The sequence below is a fragment of the Gracilibacillus sp. YIM 98692 genome (assembly GCF_010993965.1).
Taxonomy (GTDB): Bacteria; Bacillota; Bacilli; order Bacillales; family Amphibacillaceae; genus Gracilibacillus.
Genome location: NZ_WIXM01000029.1, coordinates 1 through 16,733, shown reverse-complemented (window position 1 = coordinate 16,733; position 16,733 = coordinate 1). Strand labels below are relative to the sequence as shown.

16 protein-coding genes are annotated in these 16,733 nt (G+C 38.2%); 8 read left to right on the top strand and 8 right to left on the bottom strand.

The window, feature by feature from the left end; translation table 11 throughout:
- The first annotated feature begins 6 nt into the window (after positions 1–6).
- The 4 genes from GHD00_RS17225 (at position 7) to GHD00_RS17210 (ending at position 2,437) form a co-directional block, all read left to right on the top strand.
- A complete protein-coding gene (locus GHD00_RS17225; RefSeq protein WP_240468737.1) occupies positions 7–972 on the top strand; it encodes a DUF294 nucleotidyltransferase-like domain-containing protein in 966 nt (321 codons plus the stop codon).
- Entirely contained in the window at positions 966–1,700 is a 735-nt protein-coding gene (locus tag GHD00_RS17220; protein ID WP_163539438.1) for an exonuclease domain-containing protein, read from the top strand. Before GHD00_RS17225 ends, GHD00_RS17220 begins: the two co-directional genes overlap by 7 nt.
- A 24-nt stretch (positions 1,701–1,724) precedes the next feature.
- Positions 1,725–1,964, top strand: a complete 240-nt coding sequence (locus tag GHD00_RS17215) for a MerR family transcriptional regulator (protein WP_163539436.1) — start codon at positions 1,725–1,727, stop codon at positions 1,962–1,964.
- A 305-nt stretch (positions 1,965–2,269) separates the two neighbouring features.
- A complete protein-coding gene (locus GHD00_RS17210) occupies positions 2,270–2,437 on the top strand; it encodes a hypothetical protein (protein ID WP_163539434.1) in 168 nt (55 codons plus the stop codon).
- An 819-nt stretch (positions 2,438–3,256) separates the two neighbouring features.
- Here the strand turns inward: GHD00_RS17210 and GHD00_RS17205 are convergent.
- Positions 3,257–4,051, bottom strand: coding sequence for an RDD family protein (locus GHD00_RS17205; protein ID WP_163539432.1), 795 nt, complete (start codon positions 4,049–4,051; stop codon positions 3,257–3,259).
- Between the two features lie 88 nt (positions 4,052–4,139).
- Here GHD00_RS17205 and GHD00_RS17200 point away from each other — a divergent pair, with 88 nt between their 5' ends.
- A complete protein-coding gene (locus GHD00_RS17200; RefSeq protein ID WP_163539430.1) occupies positions 4,140–5,108 on the top strand; it encodes a stage II sporulation protein M in 969 nt (322 codons plus the stop codon).
- On the opposite strand, the gene GHD00_RS17195 is transcribed toward GHD00_RS17200, so the two are convergent.
- From GHD00_RS17195 to pepT, 6 genes are all read right to left on the bottom strand, one after another.
- Positions 5,088–6,443, bottom strand: coding sequence for a DUF58 domain-containing protein (locus GHD00_RS17195; RefSeq protein ID WP_163539428.1), 1,356 nt, complete (start codon positions 6,441–6,443; stop codon positions 5,088–5,090). The genes GHD00_RS17200 and GHD00_RS17195 overlap by 21 nt on opposite strands.
- Positions 6,397–7,326, bottom strand: a complete 930-nt coding sequence (locus tag GHD00_RS17190) for an AAA family ATPase (protein WP_163539426.1) — start codon at positions 7,324–7,326, stop codon at positions 6,397–6,399. Before GHD00_RS17190 ends, GHD00_RS17195 begins: the two co-directional genes overlap by 47 nt.
- A complete protein-coding gene (locus GHD00_RS17185; RefSeq protein ID WP_163539424.1) occupies positions 7,319–8,440 on the bottom strand; it encodes a DUF4350 domain-containing protein in 1,122 nt (373 codons plus the stop codon). Before GHD00_RS17185 ends, GHD00_RS17190 begins: the two co-directional genes overlap by 8 nt.
- A 1-nt stretch (position 8,441) precedes the next feature.
- Complete coding sequence (locus GHD00_RS17180; protein ID WP_163539422.1) at positions 8,442–9,095, bottom strand: hypothetical protein; 654 nt, start codon at positions 9,093–9,095, stop codon at positions 8,442–8,444.
- A gap of 12 nt (positions 9,096–9,107) precedes the next feature.
- Entirely contained in the window at positions 9,108–10,013 is a 906-nt protein-coding gene (locus GHD00_RS17175) for a hypothetical protein (RefSeq protein WP_163539419.1), read from the bottom strand.
- 246 nt (positions 10,014–10,259) lie between these two features.
- Positions 10,260–11,495, bottom strand: a complete 1,236-nt coding sequence (pepT, locus tag GHD00_RS17170; RefSeq protein ID WP_163539417.1) for a peptidase T — start codon at positions 11,493–11,495, stop codon at positions 10,260–10,262.
- A 121-nt stretch (positions 11,496–11,616) separates the two neighbouring features.
- On the opposite strand from pepT, the gene fni reads away from it, so the two are divergent.
- Complete coding sequence (fni, locus tag GHD00_RS17165) at positions 11,617–12,645, top strand: type 2 isopentenyl-diphosphate Delta-isomerase (RefSeq protein WP_163539416.1); 1,029 nt, start codon at positions 11,617–11,619, stop codon at positions 12,643–12,645.
- An 18-nt stretch (positions 12,646–12,663) separates the two neighbouring features.
- Positions 12,664–13,662 (top strand): NAD(P)/FAD-dependent oxidoreductase, encoded by a 999-nt coding sequence (locus GHD00_RS17160; RefSeq protein ID WP_163539414.1) that lies wholly within the window; start codon positions 12,664–12,666, stop codon positions 13,660–13,662.
- Between the two features lie 151 nt (positions 13,663–13,813).
- On the opposite strand, the gene GHD00_RS17155 is transcribed toward GHD00_RS17160, so the two are convergent.
- Positions 13,814–14,356, bottom strand: coding sequence for a M15 family metallopeptidase (locus GHD00_RS17155; RefSeq protein WP_163539412.1), 543 nt, complete (start codon positions 14,354–14,356; stop codon positions 13,814–13,816).
- Positions 14,357–14,542: 186 nt separating this feature from the next.
- Between GHD00_RS17155 and ilvD the strand changes: the two genes are divergently transcribed.
- A complete protein-coding gene (gene ilvD, locus GHD00_RS17150) occupies positions 14,543–16,234 on the top strand; it encodes a dihydroxy-acid dehydratase (protein ID WP_163539410.1) in 1,692 nt (563 codons plus the stop codon).
- The last annotated feature ends 499 nt before the right edge of the window (positions 16,235–16,733 follow it).

Here is a 16,733-nt window from a genome sequence, read left to right as displayed (position 1 = left end):
TCCGATTTGAATAACTATGAAGAAATAAAGCAATTTAGAGAGCAGTATATAAAAGAGAAGGAAAATGCGCAGCAATTAAATGCTTTTCATGATAAAGTAATGGAAAAAACAGTACATGTAGCAATGGAGAAAGTGGAAAGAGAGCAGGGTCAAATACCTGCTCCCTTCGCTTTTTTTATTATGGGAAGTGCCGGAAGACAAGAGCAATCAGTATGGAGTGATCAGGATCATGGTATTATTTTTGAAGGGGACGAACAATTCACTTCTTACTTTCTAACTTTAGGTGAAGAAATTGTTCATGGCTTAGAAATGGTTGGTTATCAAAAATGCGATGGTAAAGTCATGGCATCAGAGCCTATGTGGACAAAGACTAGACAGTCGTGGGAGAAAAAGATACATGAGTGGCTGGATAATGCTACTTGGCAATCTCTTAGACACTTTTCTACATTTTTTGATTCTCGTGTCTTAATTGGAAACTCCTTCCTGTTAAGTGATGTTAAGCAAGTAGCATTCGAATATTTAGAACAGCATGTACACGTTTATGAGAGACTAATCGATAATGTGGATTTCATTCGAAAAGGGATCGGGATCTTTGGTCAGTTATTACCAGAACAATCTGGAGAGATGTCTGGCAGAATCAATATTAAAACAACTACTATTTTTCCTTATGTTAATGCTCTCCGTTTACTTGCATTAGTAGATAAATGTGAAGAGGCATCCACTGCAGGAAGATTTCAACTATTAAAGAATAAGTATCCCTTCTTGCAAGATTATGAAGAGATTTACCTGAAACTATTAAAGTTTAAACATTTGTATACAAAGGATGCTAAAGATTATGACGAGGTTCATCACGTTGCGGTAAAGTCTTTAAGAAAAAGGGATAAGCAGGAGTTGAAGAGCTTCATGAAGAATGGTTCAGAATTGTTTCAAAAAACAAAAAAACAAGTAGAAATTGAGTGCTCGAAATGGTAATGAATCAAATGCTGCAATTTATAAAGCAGATGTCAGGGAAAATCTATGGAAGTGACTTAACTTCTTTATCGAATCAAGCAGATCCAAGAAAAATTGCCTATTTACGTAATTTGCAACGTGAATTGAAGAAAAAAGATGTATTAAGTGTACCATTTAAAGAATTGCCGGTTGTCGTATTTGATATAGAAACAACAGGGTTCTATCCATACAATGGAGATTGTATTCTTTCGATTGGTGCTGTCAAAATGATCGGATCTGAAGTGCTAGAGGATCAGTTATTTTATAAAACAATCTACAACGATACTCCACCTTCACAAGAAATTGTGGATTTAACAGGTATTACGGGGTCTGAATTAAAAAAAGCTGAGCCATTAGATGTTGTTTTAAAGCAATTTTTCCAATTTGTAAAAAGTGATACACTAGTTGCCCATCATTCAAGCCATGAAAAACAATTTATGAAGCATGCCAGTTGGACTGCTTTAAAAACTAGCTTTCAGCACCGAATTATTGACACAACGTTTTTAACAAAAGTCATGGCACCAGAGATAGAGCATGTTAGTTTAGATGATTGGTGTGATCATTATGATGTTCCAATTGGCAAAAGGCATCATGCCCTATATGATGCAGTTGCAACCGCTAGATTATGGTCTAAAGGTGTCCAGAAGGTAGAGGACATGGGCTTCCATAATTTAAAGGATATCTATACACATATTGCGAGCTTGCCTTAACGGTTTGAAGGGAGCGAAAACAGAGTGAATCATGATATTCCAGATCACGTGGCCACTTTTCCCATAAGTGTAGTGAAGGATTTGACGAATTTAAGTGGCAGGCAAATACGTTATTATGAGGAGCAAGGATTAATTACTCCTGCAAGAAATGAAGCTAACCGAAGAATTTTCTCATTACAAGATATCGAGCGCTTAAAGAAAATAAAAAAATATATTGATCAAGGTATTAATATTGCAGGCATCAAAGCCATGATGAAAGACTAAAAAACCCCTTTGCTGAACAAAGAAGCAAAGGGGTTTTGTATGTAATGAAGTGGTTGTCTCACTGTTAACTAAAGTTCTTCTCTCGAATTTTGACTAGTCAATAAATGCATAAATATTCAGAATATTCAGTGTATATAGGATGATCCATAGCTTGGCAAATATGAAGTATATAGGTAAATGTATGAGTATAAAAAAGTATTTGAAAGAATTTTATATTTTATATTTACAAATCAAGAAAATATGGTACTATATACTTGAATTCATTAATAAATGAAGGATTTTTTTAGGAAAGGGGATAGTTAACTATGGTAACGTCTTTATACATGGTTTCTTTAACTATTCTGCTTACTTTTCTAGTTTTATCTGTCGTGGAAAAAATTTCATCACGTAGAAAAAAACTGAAAGTAGAGATGAATTTAGAGGCAAATTCGGAGCAAGTGCATCCAGTTGTCGCTGGGAAACCAATTAGATAAGTAACTAGCCTTTTAGATGAGCAGAGAAGGCTAGATGAGATAAAGCCTCCTGCAGTCGTACAGGAGGTTTTTTGTTAATAACAGAAGTATAAAATTAGTACACGAAAAACATAAACTGCACAGTAACTTATAAATATTTTCCTCCCACTCGTTTAAAGATGAGTGCTTAATCGTCGCTGCGGAAAAACACTCGCTTTCACCCTAGGGCACAAGTGCGACATCTACTCAAGCTTCCTTTAGTCGCTTTCGCAGTGTCTTCTTTGCCGTGGGGAACGATTCAGCCTCCTCGGAAGCAAAGGACGCTTCCTGCGGGGTCTTCAGACTGTTCCTTTCCACAGGAGTCTCGTATTTTTCCACAGCTTGGATGGATGCTCGTTTTTAGTGAGGAAAAATACATTTTCTTACTACTCACAAGCGGAAGAAATAACGTAGACTCCTGGGGGAACAGCGCGAGCTGAAGATCCCGCAGGCAGCTTGCTGCCGAGAAAGCTGAAGCCGTGCCCCCGGAAAGCGAAGTATATTTCTGGAGCGGTATTCAGAGCTTTTTTAAGGCTTATGTCGCAGTTTTGTTCTGATGTGAGTTAGTTTGTGTTAGATAGAACGGATAGGACTGGGCGGGTTTGCCCGGTTTTTGTTATGCTTAAATTTATTACGTAAAAAAAGTTAGCTTTATCACGGTGAACATTCGGCCGTAAGACCCCACTCAAGACTTAGAATAATGAAAGAAGGATAAGTGGGGAATAACAGACGCTAGCACCATGGTAAGTTTTGCTAACCAATAGTGGGGGATAAGAACCCCTCACTGATAGAAGTCTCTCTTTATAGGTGAATATCCCAATCTTTACGGGCGTGAAGGTATAAAAGGAGTAATTGATCCTCTCGTACTTCCTCATGAGAAGATAAAGGAATATCCACTTTTGGCAACAGAATCTGTGCCACCTGGTTAGTTAGTGGATTTCTATCGCTTGATTTTAAATGAATGGCGCGTTGACAATACGTTTGCAATAGCTCCCAATCCTTTTGGGTTAACCTTTTTAATTGAAAAGCATTAATTTCAAGCATTTCTTCCTGTAATCCCTTTGATTCGATATAATTTCCCAATGGTGAAGCCTTGTTCTTTCGTCTGTGCTCATGTACCACAATAGTTCCTGCCGCAATATCTCCTAATCTTTTATGCTTGGAATGAAAGAATACAAATAATATCCCAACTGCGTATGCAGATGGCAGCATATCAATAAGTCGGACGAAATTTCGTATTATACTAGATAATACAGTTATGCGATGCCCATTCTCTTGTATGACTCGAATTCCTAACATTCTCTTTCCAATTGTTCTCCCAGCCCAAATATATTCTAAAAAAATGAAATAGCCGAAATTGATCACAAATACGAGAATAATAAAGATCGCAATTGCAACACTATTTCCTTCACTAAAGAAATACGTCATCAATGGATTATCCATGAAGAAAAAAAGAAAAAGGATTAAAATCATTTGAGTTGTTAGTAAAATAAGTTGATCCATAATTTGGGCAGCAGCACGTGAACCAAGGCCGGCTGTTTGAAATTTTAATGATACATATTCCGGTGTTTTAATATTTAATTGATTATGTTCCATTCTATCCCTCTTTTCAGTAAATAAATTCCATCACATCTATTCAACCTAATCCTTTTTCAGTATAATAGACACAAAGGTAGGTGGAATTATGCAATTAAATCAATTTATTAAGCAATACCGTGCTGAATGGCAGCGTTTAGAGGAGCTAACTACCCTCTTGCAAAAGAACCAATCAAAAGACGTGATTGAATCATTTCAACATACCTATCAAAAAGTTTCGCAACAGTTAGCTTTCAGTCAAACTTATTTCCCAAAAGACGAAGTGACAGTATACTTAAATGAAATAGTCTCTAAAGCGCATAATGTGTTATATCAATCCGAGCAATCGTCGTTCAAACAAATTAGCTATTTTATTAGTACTAAATTTGTAGGGCTTTTACTGGAACAATGGAAAGCGATCATTGTGGCCATGTTATTATTTGCCTTTGGCGGTCTTGCTAGCTTCTTTGCTGTGGTGGAAAATCCAATGCATATCTATGGTATTTTACCGGAAGAAATGGTTCAGGGAGTAGAACCTGAACAATTAGGGATAGATCCGCATGCCGTAGACGCCTCTGTCATGTCGGCTGAGATCATGACCAATAATATACAGGTCGCGATATTAGCTTTCGCTGGAGGTATCACTTTTGGTATTTTGACTGTATATTTATTGATTTATAATGGCATTTTAGTCGGAGCATTAGCCGGTTTATTTTGGAATCACAGTAATTCCTATGCTTTCTGGGCCTATATTGTACCACATGGTGTTGTGGAGCTTGCGGCCATTTTCATTGCAGGTGGTGCAGGTCTATTGATGGGCTACAAGCTATTTGTTCCCGGACAGTATACAAGGAAATATCAGCTGAAAATGCAGGCTATGAGATCTGTTCAATTATTATTAGGAACGATCCCTTTATTTGTCATAGCTGGTATAATAGAAGGATTTATTACACCAGCAAACCTATCATTAGAAATGAAGTATTTTGTTGCCATTACCACTGCTGTAGGACTCGTTGTCTATATGTTCCTCGGTCATCTATTTATGCAGCGAAAATCCTTACAACAATCCACGATTTAATGTATTGATATACTGGGAAACAGCTGTAGCAGCTAACTGCTCAGCTGGGGCTTCCAGCATAGGTAAGCCATGCTTTTGCCATTTGAGCATGGTTTCTTTTTGTTGCAGGTATTGCTTTTGAGCCAAACTCTTCTCCATTGCCTCAGATACGGACGAAGGACTTATCTCTAACTTTTTTTGCAATAATGAATCTTGGATTCCTATAACAAAGAATAAATGTTTACGACGGAGCTTTTGCATATAGTGCAAATGATAGTCCTCATGGATAAAAGTCTGTACATCACTGAACAAAAGGAGCATGCTTCGCTTCTTTTGCATGGATTGCGCATATTGAATCGCCAATGCATAATTTGATTCTTGAGGATTCACTTGCACAGCATAAATGGTTTGCAAGATGGTTTGTAAATGTTCCAAGCCTTTTCCGGCAGGTACAACCGCTTGAATATCTTTAGAAAAAGCAATCACAGATACGTAATCTCCATTGTCTAATGCTGCAGCAGCAACAGTTAGTGCTGCTTCCACTGATTTTTCGAGGCGATTGCCATCTTCCAGCTCTACCCCCATCATTCGACCGCAATCTATTAAAATGGTTATATATTTTCCATGTTCTGGCTCAAATTCATTCGTCATGACTTCCTGAAGTTTGGCAGATTGACGCCAGTTAATTTTCCGAGGATCATCTCCAACTGCATAATGACGTACTTTAGCAAATTCACCAGGCCCGCTACGCATTTTTCGAATTTTCATGCCCTCATGTAATAGGTATTGTTGTGCGTTTTCTAGATATCTTTTGGTTTCCGATAAGTTTGGAATTACTTTGATTTCTTCCGATTGAGAGAAAGTGATCTGTTTTTCCCATAAACCAAGTATGCTTTTTACCCTTATATAAATGTTTTGAACGAAATATTTCCCTCTAACTTGTGGAAATATGGGATAGCTAATCTTTGTTACAGCACGTTTTTTTAATCGATGTTGGCATGGATAAACGGCTTGAAAAGATGGAGGAACATTATCTTTTAGCCGTATATATAAATCGTAGGTCGATTCATTATGTATATGAATGAGCACATCTTGTTCTTGATAACGCTCCAGTTCATTAGGTATATCTCTAAAAACAGCCATTTCCTTTTTATTTGGTAACTGAAATATATCTAAGAGGCTAAAAACAATACCTAATAACGTTATAACAATTAACCAAATCCAAGAAAATAACCAAAAAGAGATAAGGAATACAACAACTGTGAAGAGACTAAACAGATACAATAATCGCTTGGTTGGAAGAATTCCTTTATCTCGGAACAGTAACCGATCCCACCAACTCTTGAACGATTTCATCAATATTCGATCCCTCCAATTCGGCATACGGAGATAGCTGGATTCGGTGTCGTAAGCTTGGTAAGCTAACATGCTTAATATCATCAGGTGTTACATAACTTCGTCCATCTAAATATGACCAGGCACGAGCTGTTTTGGCAATAGCAATCGCAGCTCTTGTACTAGCTCCGCGTTGTATATGTTCCATTTCACGTGTTTTACGCACAATTTTCACGATATAATCTGCAATCTGTTCACTGATTGTTACTTTTTGTACTTCTTGCTTAATCGTAGATAGCTCCTCTAGAGAAAAGAAGGCAGGAACCTCTGATTGAGAGTCTTGTTCATGAATGACTTGCTGTAATACCTCTGTTTCTTCCTCTAACGATGGAAAATCAATCGCCAATTTAAAAAGAAAACGATCCTGCTGTGCCTCAGGTAATGGATATGTTCCTTCAAATTCAATAGGGTTTTGTGTAGCGGCTACGAAGAAAAACTCAGACAGTGCATAGCTTTCCCCTTGGATCGTTACTTGTTTTTCTTCCATCGCCTCTAACAAAGCCGCTTGTGTTTTAGCGGGAGTTCGGTTAATCTCATCTGCAAGTAGAACATTCGTAAAAATAGGCCCTTTAACCGTTTGAAAAACGTGTTCCTTCATATTGTAAATAGAGCTCCCTGTAATATCGCTAGGAAGTAAATCCGGGGTAAATTGGATTCGCTTAAACAAGCCACCCACTAATTGGGCTAGTGTTTTTACCATTTGTGTTTTTCCTGTGCCGGGTACCCCTTCAATAAGTACATGCCCGTCGGCAAGAGCAGCAGTTAATAATAACCTCAAGTTTTTTTGCTGACCAAGTATTTTTTTCTCATATTGTTGTAAAAGTGATTGAATCGTTTCATTCATGGCTTTCCACCTCTTTCTGTAATCTGTCTAATCTTTTAGACCATATTAGATACTCCTGTTTCAATAACGAATCACGATGAAGTAAAGTTTCCAATTCCTCTGCTACTTGACGTAATTCATGGTTAGAGGATGTCACTTTATTCTCAATTGCTGACAATCTTTCGATCCAGCTTTTATGATAAGGAATCCCGTACTGTTCTTTTATTCTATCTTTCAAGTAATCCGCTTGATATTGGATGGATGCATGATAGTTTTTACCTTTTAAATACCAGTTAGATAAGGCCTTTAAACGTTCATCACTGAACCGGACCATTTCATCACGTGGTTGAATAATGGCTCCGAACCTTTTCCCGCTGTACCACAACCACAAGATAGTAAGTAAGATTCCTTCAAACAATAAGACATAAGCCCAGTTCGGGTAAAGGTTAAATTGGGCCTGTAAACCTTCTTGTGTATAATAACTATACTCATCAAAAATGATATGCTTTTCATGATCTAACGGAAGAGTGTTAAAAATAAGCGCTACATGACCTTCTTTTGTAATCCAATCGTTCGTTAACCAGTCAGGCTCTAATGCAACGATAAGCTTTCCATCACCTATTGATCTTTCTATAGCAATAGGACCGTATTCATCTTTCAAGAGTACATGATCTTCGTTTTCCATTTGGATACGAACAGGTATACTGGATAATGCTTGGTAAGAAGAGCTGTCCGTTTCAACTGTTGTTTGGTCGATATTAACTAATTCTTCTACATAATCACTTTGTATATTAAACAAGCCATCAGGATTGTTTTTCCATATGGCAAGTGTATTCCCGTCCTTCATATAATCTATGTACGATTTTTGAATAGACTGATCAGTAAAGAGAGGTGGATTCAGTAACAAGCGAATGGTGTTTTGTTTTTCCGTAATGTCAGAAGGTAAGCTTGTTTCTTTTGTTACTTGATATTCTTTGTCTAAATAAGTATAAAAAGCTTTCGTACCTGTTGGAGAAGGAGATGCACTTAAATAGGCAGGGTATTCCTCTGGTGTCTGACTTGTTGAAAAATAGCTGACGGCGACTAGTATGAGCACAAAAGCAATCCCTATTTTATTGGACGATCGATGCAACATGTTATTCACCTGCTTCTTTCTGTTTCCTATCCGGCTCTAGTTGTTTGATCCACTGTAACACTTTCGTTTTGTACACTTGATACTCCTCTAAGTAAGCGGCTTGTTCCCCATAGGTGATCTGTTCAAAATACAGTGCCGTTTGATAAAATTTATCTGCTAGGTAATGGTCAGATTGCCTTAGTTCTTTATCATAATCCCAGTTCGTCTTCCAATTCTTTTTTTCGAGCCAGCCTTTATCATGAAGAAGTAGTAATAACGCTAAAAATAAGTGTCTTGTCGCTAATGGGTAGTTCTCGTTTTTTTCTTGGCGTTCTACCTCATACAAATGTTCATGATATTGCCACTCTATATCTTGTGTACGGAAAGGCTTTCTTTTGCCTAATCTTTTATTCTGTATCATTTTATTGATGATTAAAAAAGCTCCAACTATAATCGAAACAAGCAGAGTAAAGATGATGAGAGATACGATAACATTACTAGCAGTGGAATCTGGTTCAAAAGAAGCAAACCACTCTTTTAACCAATCACCAACCCATGTTGTCAGTTTATCCCATACTTTTTTTAAAAAGCTTCGGTGATCCTCGTAATAGATTTGATACTCATGTTGTTCAAGAATGTTTTCTATTGTTTCCTTAGCTTGTTCATGTCTGGCCATATAGAGCCCCCTTTATGGCTGTTCTGTTGTATCATAATCTTGAATCATTTCTTTCAAGTCTGTTGCATCATATCTTAAGCTAGCATCGAAATACATGACAGCATAACCAACAAGCAGGACAATATTTGTAACCATAGAAATGACATTAGTTAAGAATTGAGAGACTATACTATTCCCTAGAAATACAAGCGGTATTTGTAAGACAGAGCTTATAATACTAGTAATAATAAATAATAAAATAAAAAGGCCAAAAAATTTCCATGTTTGTTTTTTCGTTAATCTCCAGCTCTTAGAAAGCCCAGGTGCTACTTTATCAAACAACACGCATGGTAAGAAAAGACTCCACCTTGACAATAATAGTCCGGAACCAATGAATGTTCCAAGTGAGATAAGAATTCCCGCTATAATAGCGATAACTGGTTCCGCTACAGCTAAAATGGCAATCGTGATACCAATAAGGAAAATAGGAATGAATACAATACCCATCACAATTAAGGAAATTAACAATAAACTCCAAAACATTGGCCAATAACGAGGCATTGCCATTTTAATCATTTCCTTTGCGGTAAAAGTTTCTCCTGATCTAACCTTTTGAATACCATGTATGGTAGCTCCAGCAATTAAAGGTGTTGCAAAAAGGATAAGAATAAAGGAAACAAATCCAGAGATATCTTCTACCCAAGTTGTTTGTGTAAAGGAGTCAATATTATTGGTTATTTGATTGAAAAAGTTTTGTGCTGGTTGTGCACCAATTAATAAGTTCTTACCATCCAGCGCAAGGATAATGGCATGAATTAAATAGATAGGAACTGAGATCAAAAAGGAGATAAGAAATAAAGGTTTAAAATGTGATTTGATGATGGTAAAGGTCTGGTCCAATATACCACCAAATCCTAGTGGTTTATGTAAAGAGCTCATGAAAAAAACGCCTCCCCAAATAAAAAAATACACTCTATATTTTAACACGCTATAAACCATAAAAACAGACTTACGCAGAAGTGATTTCCAAATAAATACAACAAAAAATGGAGCTGATCAAAATTTTTTTGAACAGCCTCAATTTTTGCTATTAAGCGGCTTTTTTTGGCTTGAAATCATAATTGCTAGCTGTTGATGTTATCTCCGTAATTAAAATACCTGTTCCAATGAGAAAAACAACGAACGTTAAGCCCGTTGCTTGGAAAATAGTTTAGCGATTTGTACAATTGTTTCTACTGATTTTTGCATATTATCTATCGATATATATTCGTATTTACCATGGAAATTCTCGCCGCCAGTAAAGATATTAGGTGTTGGCAATCCCATAAAAGAGAGCTGGGAACCGTCTGTTCCGCCTCTAATGGGCTGAACAACCGGTGTCACATCAACATCCTGCATGGCCTGATAAGCTATATCGACGATTTCTTTAACTGGCTCAATTTTTTCTGCCATATTATAATATTGATCTTTCATTTCTAATGTTATGTTTTCATTCCCGTATATGTCCTGCTGTTGTTCTACTAGTGTTGTTAAGAATTCCTTTTTATGATGAAACTTCTCACGATCATGATCCCGAATAATATAATATAACTTTGCTTGCTCTACATCTCCTTCGAAAGATAGCAAATGATAAAACCCTTCATAATGTTCGGTATGCTCTGGCGCTTCATGTTGAGGCAGTTGTTTTTGTATTTCAATCGCGAGTTTTGTTGCGTGAATCATTTTCCCCTTCGCTGTTCCTGGATGAACATTATTTCCTTTTATCGAAATTTTGGCAGCAGCGGCATTAAAACTTTCATATTGTAATTCCCCAAGAGGGCCCCCATCAATGGTATAGGCAAAGTCAGCACCGAATTTTTGGACGTCAAATCGATGCGGTCCGCGGCCGATTTCTTCATCAGGGGTAAAAGCAATACGAATTTTACCATGTGGAATCTCAGGGTGTTGAATGAAATACTCCATGGCTGTCAAGATCTCAGTAATTCCTGCTTTGTTATCAGCACCTAATAAAGTGGTTCCGTCTGTGGTCATTAAAGTATGTCCTTTGTACTTTAACAGGTCGGGGTATTCCTCTGGGGAAAGGGTAATAGACAATGAAGTATGTAAAGGAATAGAATCGCCATTATATTCTGAAACAATTTGTGGGTTCACTCCTTCCCCAGTGAAATCTGTAGCGGTATCTAAATGAGCAAGAAGTCCGATAACGGGAACTTGTTCCTCTATATTGCTTGGGAGTGTGGCCATGACATAGCAATGATCATCTATGGTAATGTCCTCCATGCCTATTTCTTTTAGTTCTTTCACTAATAGATGTGCTAATTCCCATTGTCCCTCTGTGGATGGGCATGAATCGTTATTTTCATTGGATTGTGTATTAATTTTGACATATCGAGTGAGTCGTTCGATTAATGTATCCTTCAAAATAAGCACTCCATTCCTAAATAGCTTTTTATATTAGTTTACGCCTGACTAAATTATTTGTCTATACATGGTTTGTATAAACATCCCGATACTATATAATAAAGAAAGAAGAGGTGAGCGCATGACAGGTTCCATACATAAAAGAAAGCAAGAGCATCTAGATTTTGCTTTATCGGAAAAAGCTTTAGGAAAAAATACAACAACAGGATTGGAAAAATATTATTTTCAACACCATGCACTACCAGAGATAAACTTTGAAGACATTGATTTAACTACTACATTTTTTGATAAAACGTTGAAAGTACCTTATTTAATCAGCTCGATGACGGGTGGGGCAAAGCACGCCGAGTCCATTAACCGGACACTTGCAACTGCTGCGGAGGAGAATGGGTGGATTTTTGCGCTAGGATCTACTAGAGCAATGATCGAAAGTGAACAATTTCGTTCTTCCTTCCAAGTGAGGCATTATGCACCTACGATTCCCATCGTAGCAAATATCGGTGCTGTACAATTGAATTATGGGATAACGGTGGAACAGTGCAAACAAATACTGGAATGGACCGAGGCAGACGCGTTTGTGTTACACTTAAATTCAATTCAAGAGGTTATTCAAACAGAAGGAGATACCAACTTCTCTGATTTACTTAGAAAAATCGAAGCATTGTCTCGAGATTTACCAGTACCTGTAGGTGTAAAAGAGGTCGGGTTTGGCATTGATGCATCTGTTGCTAAACAGTTGACCAATATTGGGATAGATTTTATTGATGTCGCCGGTGCAGGTGGTACGTCATGGAGCCAAGTAGAAAAGCTTCGATCACATGACCGGGTAAAAAAACAGGCAGCAGAAGCTTTTGCCAATTGGGGAAATCCGACGTCTGAATGTGTCAAGGAGGTAAAAGAAGCGTTACCACATCAACATGTTATTGCAAGTGGCGGTATAAATGATGGCCATGATGCAGCTAAATCGATCGCATTAGGCGCAAGTCATGTCGGTTTTGCAAGATCCATTTTAAAAGAAGTGATGAATTCTCAGGAAGCGGTACAGGAATGGATGGAGGTTCGGGAACTAGAGTTGAAAATGGTGATGTTTGGTATTGGAGCAGACCGTATTTCTTCTTTACAAAAAACAAATCGGCTGCTTGAAAGGTAAGGAAGGAGAGGCAAGAAGATGAAAGAAGAGATATACGACCTGACGGTTATTGGGGGAGGACCAACAGGGTTATTTGCAACCTATTATGCAACCATGCGAGAAATGAAAGTAAAACTGATAGAGGGGCAACAGGAACTAGGAGGAAAGGTAACTCAATTTTTCCCTGAAAAAAAGATCTATGATGTAGGGGGATTTCCTGTAATAACTGGAGAACAATTAGTCGAGCAAATGGTAGAGCAAGCTAAACGGCATCAACCAACTGTTTTGTTAGGTGAATGGGTAGAAGAAATCGTAAAAGAAAGAGATTATTTTTGTCTGCAAACAAGCGAAGGAAAGAACCATTATTCTAAAGCCTTATTAATAGCAACGGCGTTAGGGACTTTTCATATTAAAAAGCCATCCGATTGGGAGCAGAAGCCCTTTTATCAGTCGGTTGATCAAATGCCGACAAATCTAATGAATCAAGCAAAATATAAGGGGAAACGTGTAGCCATTTCGTCTGATCATAAAATCGGGGTAGGTTGGGCGAAATATTTGAAAGATGTAGCAAAAGAAATAACATTAATAAATCCTGAGGAAAGCTTTTATCAAGCAAAAGAAGAAGATGTGGAATTATTATACAAAAGTGATGTGAAGGTATTTACAAATGCTTATTTAGATAATGTGGAAATGGATGAAGACCATCTGAAATATATAGATTTCATAGATGAAGGTAATATTAAACAACAGGCCGTAGCGGATGAATTATTAATTTTTCATGGACTTACGTTACAAAAAACGCCTTTTAAGAAATGGGGTATACATACCGACAAGGGACGGGTGCCAGTAGATAGCAGAATGGCAACGAATGTTGAGGGTATATTTGCTGCGGGAGACATTGTGAACTATCAAGGAAAAACAACCTTAATTGCTTCCGGTTATACAGAAGCAATCACAGCCGTTAATTATGCTCACCAATCGATTGATCCAAAGGCGCCAGTACAAGTATATAGTACGGTTATTTATCAGGGTGAATAACCAACCGTCCGTAAAACCCCCAGTTCAAAAGTTCAGCAAAAGCAAAGAAGTTTAAGTGGAGGATAACGGGCGCTAACACCTAATTGGTTCAACTAACCACTAGTGGGAAAAACCACCCACTGATTGCGTCTCACTTTATCGTGATTAATTTCTAAAGATCGATGACGTCCCGAGGCCTTTTACCGCGTTTTAATTCGTGGATGCTTAAACCGAAATCCATTTGCAAGTGAGGATAATCTTTAAATCGAGTGAAATCTCCTCCCCATTTAAAACCGAGTGATTTGGCGATTTTCACGACTTCCATCCAGTCACTATTTCCATTCTCATTTCCATCGTATTGCAGATCCCAAATGATGCCACCTTGTTTGTTTTGGAGGGCAAAATCAATAGCTAATCCATAATTGTGATAAGATTCTCCACCTCTTGCATAAGTCACAATATTTCCCTCTGTCTGTCTACCTTGAGCATAAATCGAATTTTGCTCATCAACAGAACGAAATCCATCAGTAATGACCACCGTTATACCGGTTTCTTCTGCCTTGGTGATTAATTGTTGACTGGCTTCCTCTACTTTAGAGTGAAGTGCTGTCGGCATGGGTCTGCTGGCGTATTTTTGATAAAGCATATATTGATAAATAACGAAGAGAATGACAGTAAGAATTATGATAATACTCAAAATTGCTCGAATTTTCATATTTTTCCCCTTTGATTTGTAAGTTCCATTATTCCGTAATTACTAAATATATGATACTATATCATTATTGAGAAGTAAGCTTTAGGGATTTCTCGATTAAAAATCTACAGAAAAATATAAATTTTTTGAAATCTGACAACCATAAGCGTATAGTTGTTAGAAAATATAGTAGGGAGGCATTTGGTAATGGGGAAAGACTTACGTATTAAAAGTCATGTTTTCGATGATTCCAAACGTGCACCAAACCGTGCAATGTTACGTGCCGTTGGGGTGACAGATGAAGATTTTAAAAAACCAATGATTGGGGTAGCAAGTACATGGAGTGAAGTAACACCATGTAACGTACACATCGATGATTTAGCGAAAAGTGCGAAAGAAGGAGCGAAAGAAGCTGGCGGTGTGCCAATGATTTTTAACACGATCACTGTATCCGACGGTATTTCTATGGGTACATCAGGTATGCGCTATTCACTTCCGAGTCGTGATGTGATTGCAGATTCTATTGAAACAGTAGTCGGTGCAGAGAATCTGGACGCATATGTTGCTATTGGTGGTTGCGATAAAAACATCCCTGGTTGCCTAATTTCTATTGCTCGTTCCGAAGTGCCGGCAGTATTCGTGTATGGTGGTACGATTTCTCCAGGATTCCGTAAAGGGGAAAAGCTAGATATTGTTTCGGTTTTCGAAGGTGTTGGAAAGCATAACAATGGAGACATTAGTGACGAAGAAATGCATGGCATTGAATGTGCTGCATGCCCTGGTGCTGGGTCTTGTGGTGGTATGTATACAGCAAACACGATGGCAACAGCTGTAGAAGCTTTAGGTATGAGTTTACCAGGAAGCTCTTCTAACCCAGCAGAGTCTGATTCTAAAGCAGAAGATTGCCGTGAAGCAGGGGAAGCTGCATATAAGCTGCTAGAGCTAGGCATTTATCCAAAAGATATCTTAACAAAAAAAGCATTTGAAAATGCTATTACAGTAGTCATGGCATTAGGAGGTTCAACTAACGCAGTACTTCACTTGCTAGCTATTGCTAATGCCGCAAATGTAGACGTAACAATGGATGATTTTAACCGCCTGCAAGCCAAAGTTCCACATCTAGCAGATATGAAGCCAAGTGGAAAGTATGTAATGCAAGACTTACATAAGGTAGGGGGTGTTCCAGCAGTAATGAAACTATTGCTAGAAAATGGCTACCTTCATGGAGATTGCTTAACCGTTACTGGTAAAACCATTGCTGAAAACTATGCCGATGTACCAGGCTTAACAGAACGGCAAGAAGTATTACGACCATTTGATAATCCATACCGTGCTGATGGACCGCTTGTTGTGTTAAAAGGTAACCTTTCTCCTACTGGGGCTGTTGCAAAAGTATCTGGTGTGAAAGTAAAACGTCATACTGGCCCTGCTCGAGTGTTTAATACAGAAGAAGAGGCGACAAATGCCGTAATGAATAATGAAATTAATGAAGGAGACGTCCTCGTTATTCGTTATGTAGGTCCTAAAGGTGGGCCAGGTATGCCAGAGATGCTTTCTATTTCAGCCATCCTTGTTGGAAAAGGATTAGGTGAAAAAGTTGCCTTGTTAACAGATGGCCGTTTCTCTGGTGGTACTCATGGTTTAGTAGTAGGACACATCTCTCCAGAAGCACAGTCTGGCGGACCAATCGGCTTGCTTGCAGAAGGCGATATGGTAACCATTGACTCTGAACAAAAGGAAATTTCCATGGATGTTTCAGATGAAGAGTTAGAAAAACGCCGTCAAAACTGGCAAGCACCAGAGCTTTATAGGAAAGGTGTATTAGGAAAATACGCACACAACGTATCTTGTTCCTCTCAAGGTGCTGTAACAGACTATGTAAATCGAAAAGATCTATAAAATATAATGAAGCCTGTCCCGAAAGTCCAATTAAACTTTTGGGACAGGCTTACTTTTGTGTACAGGATGTTTTATGAAAAATTGTCGCTTTTTAAAATAAATCTCCTAGCACAATAGCTATAATACGCAGTAACTTTGAACAGTTTTCCTCTCACTCTGTTCACGATGAGTGCTTAATCGACGCTGTGGAAAAACACTCGCTTTCCGTGGGGAACGCTTCAGCCTCCTCACTCACCAAAACCGTTCGTTGCGGGGTCTTCAGACTGTTCCTTTCCCACAGGAGTCTCGCATTTTTCCGCAGCTTAGAAAGCTTTTCTATTGTATAAAGAAGGAGTTCACGAAATATTTATTAAATGGGCTTCCTCCTTTTATACATTAGACCATTACTATCAGCGTAGACAACATACGTAGACTCCTGCGGGAACAGCACGGGCTGAAGATCCCGCAGACAGCGAAGAATGAGCTGTCGAGGAAGCTGAAGCCGTGCCGCGTGCCTAGC

What these genes read in the sequence shown, in the direction of transcription:
- GHD00_RS17205 (WP_163539432.1), bottom strand. Translation starts at nt 4,051, where the DNA reads ATGGAACATAATCAATTAAATATTAAAACACCGGAATATGTATCATTA.
- GHD00_RS17180 (WP_163539422.1), bottom strand. Translation starts at nt 9,095, where the DNA reads ATGGCCAGACATGAACAAGCTAAGGAAACAATAGAAAACATTCTTGAA.
- GHD00_RS17210 (WP_163539434.1), top strand. Translation starts at nt 2,270, where the DNA reads ATGGTAACGTCTTTATACATGGTTTCTTTAACTATTCTGCTTACTTTT.
- GHD00_RS17160 (WP_163539414.1), top strand. Translation starts at nt 12,664, where the DNA reads ATGAAAGAAGAGATATACGACCTGACGGTTATTGGGGGAGGACCAACA.
- ilvD (WP_163539410.1), top strand. Translation starts at nt 14,543, where the DNA reads ATGGGGAAAGACTTACGTATTAAAAGTCATGTTTTCGATGATTCCAAA.
- GHD00_RS17190 (WP_163539426.1), bottom strand. Translation starts at nt 7,326, where the DNA reads ATGAATGAAACGATTCAATCACTTTTACAACAATATGAGAAAAAAATA.
- GHD00_RS17155 (WP_163539412.1), bottom strand. Translation starts at nt 14,356, where the DNA reads ATGAAAATTCGAGCAATTTTGAGTATTATCATAATTCTTACTGTCATT.
- GHD00_RS17175 (WP_163539419.1), bottom strand. Translation starts at nt 10,013, where the DNA reads ATGAGCTCTTTACATAAACCACTAGGATTTGGTGGTATATTGGACCAG.
- fni (WP_163539416.1), top strand. Translation starts at nt 11,617, where the DNA reads ATGACAGGTTCCATACATAAAAGAAAGCAAGAGCATCTAGATTTTGCT.
- GHD00_RS17220 (WP_163539438.1), top strand. Translation starts at nt 966, where the DNA reads ATGGTAATGAATCAAATGCTGCAATTTATAAAGCAGATGTCAGGGAAA.
- GHD00_RS17195 (WP_163539428.1), bottom strand. Translation starts at nt 6,443, where the DNA reads ATGAAATCGTTCAAGAGTTGGTGGGATCGGTTACTGTTCCGAGATAAA.
- GHD00_RS17200 (WP_163539430.1), top strand. Translation starts at nt 4,140, where the DNA reads ATGCAATTAAATCAATTTATTAAGCAATACCGTGCTGAATGGCAGCGT.
- GHD00_RS17185 (WP_163539424.1), bottom strand. Translation starts at nt 8,440, where the DNA reads ATGTTGCATCGATCGTCCAATAAAATAGGGATTGCTTTTGTGCTCATA.